General features: G+C 48.9%; 1 protein-coding gene. It reads left to right on the top strand.

The genetic code is table 11. The features are described 5' to 3' along the window. Positions 1-2,243: AAA family ATPase (locus Q0200_RS05115; protein ID WP_297938574.1), on the top strand; the 2,243-nt coding region annotated here is incomplete at both ends.

The following is a 2,243-nucleotide window of genomic DNA, read 5'->3' as shown; positions in this document are numbered from 1 at the left end:
ATAGAAAAGGGCGTTGCGCTAGCGATACACGCGAAAAATCCGCAAACGTTTCCGCTTCATTTGCTTTGGGCTCAGGTCGCAGATAGCGGCTCGCTACTCAACCAAGTCTTTAACAAAGTGAACGTGAGTAAAGACGCGGTGGAGCTTGAAGTAAAAAGCAAAGCCGCGCAGCTACCCACAAGCTCAAACGTGAGCAAAGAAAACGTGCAAATTTCAAAGGAGCTCATAAACTCTCTTGAAAGCGCAAAAGCTCTGATGGTGAGCCTGGGAGACAGCTATATCGCGGTAGATACGTGGATTATTTCGGCGCTTGAGCTGCCTGAGATCAAGCAAATTTTAGGCAAATTTACCGACGTTTTAGAGATCCGCAAAAATTTAGAAAGTATAAGAGCAGGGCGCAAGATAGACAGCCAAACCGGCGACGAGACGCTAGATAGCTTGGAGAAGTACGGCATCGATCTCACCGCAAAGGCGCTAAACAAGGAGCTAGACCCAGTCATAGGGCGCGACGAAGAGATCACGCGTATGATGCAAATTTTAATAAGAAAAAGCAAAAATAATCCTATTTTATTAGGCGAGCCAGGCGTGGGCAAAACCGCTATCGTCGAGGGTTTAGCGCAAAAAATCGTGGCAAAAGACGTGCCTACGAGTCTAGCAAACAAGCGCGTAGTAGCACTCGATATGAGCGCGTTGATCGCGGGTGCAAAGTACCGCGGCGAATTTGAAGACAGGCTAAAAGCCGTCATAAACGAGGTAAAAAGCGCGGGAAATATCATCCTATTTATCGACGAGATCCACACTATCGTGGGCGCGGGAGCTAGCGAAGGCAGCATGGATGCGGCAAATATACTAAAACCCGCGCTTGCTAGAGGCGAACTGCACGCCGTGGGCGCAACCACGCTAAAAGAGTACCGCAAGTATTTCGAAAAAGACGCTGCGTTGCAACGCCGCTTTCAGCCAATCGACGTAAAAGAGCCTAGCGTAAACGAAGCGCTTCAAATTTTACGCGGCATAAAAGAGCGCCTCGAGGTGCACCACGGCGTAACTATCACCGATAGCGCGCTAGTCGCGGCGGCAAAACTAAGCGACCGCTACATATCAAACCGCTTTTTGCCCGATAAAGCGATCGATCTCATCGACGAGGCCGCAGCCGAGCTAAAAATGCAGATAGAAAGCGAACCGTACGAACTCGCCCGCATCAAACGCGAGATCGTAACGCTGCAAGTCGAAAAAGAGGCGCTAAAAATGGAAGACGAGGCTAAAAACGCCGCTCGCCTAAGCGAAATAGAAAAAGAAATCGCCGATCTAAACGAGCAAAAGCACGCCCTTGACGGTAAATTTGAAAACGAAAAGGCGGTTTTTGGCGGCATCTCAAAAGCTAAAAAAGAGATAGATAGCCTAAAAAGCGAGGCCGAGATAGCACGCAGAAACGGCGATTTGCAGCGTGCGGCCGAGATAGAATACGGCAAAATTTTAGAAGCGGCCAACCGCCAAAAAGAGCTCGAAAAAAAATGGGACGAGATGAAAAAATCAGGCGTGCTGCTCAAAAATCAGGTCGATGAGGAGCTGGTGGCTGAAATACTAAGTAAATGGACGGGAATTTCAGTCAGCAAAATGCTAACTAGCGAAAAGCAAAAATACCTAATGATCGAGGAGCATTTGCGCGAAAGCGTCGTCGGCCAGGATGCAGCTCTGCACGCTCTAGCAAGAGCCATCAAGCGAAACAAAGCGGGCCTAAACGAGGGCGCGCGTCCGATCGGATCGTTTTTGTTTTTAGGACCTACGGGCGTTGGTAAAACGCAGTCGGCGAAGGCTTTGGCTAAATTTTTATTTGACGACGAGCGCGCGCTCATACGCTTTGACATGAGCGAATACATGGAAAAGCACAGCGTCTCTCGCCTGCTCGGAGCGCCTCCGGGATACGTAGGTTACGACGAGGGCGGACAGCTAACAGAAGCCGTGCGCAGACGTCCGTATAGCGTCATACTTTTTGACGAGATCGAAAAGGCTCACAAGGACGTGTTTAACGTGCTTCTAGGCATCTTAGACGACGGGCGGGCGACTGATAACAAGGGCGTGACGGTTGATTTTAAAAACACGATCATCATCCTCACGTCTAACATCGCGTCAAATTTTATAATGGATCTAAAAGGCGAGGAACGCGAGCAAGCGGTCAAAAACGAGCTTAAAAACTACTTTAAACCCGAGTTTTTAAACCGCCTTGACGATATGATAATCTTTAA

Source organism: uncultured Campylobacter sp., assembly GCF_938045225.1.
Taxonomy (GTDB): Bacteria; Campylobacterota; Campylobacteria; order Campylobacterales; family Campylobacteraceae; genus Campylobacter_A.
This window is presented reverse-complemented; position numbering and strand designations above follow the sequence as displayed.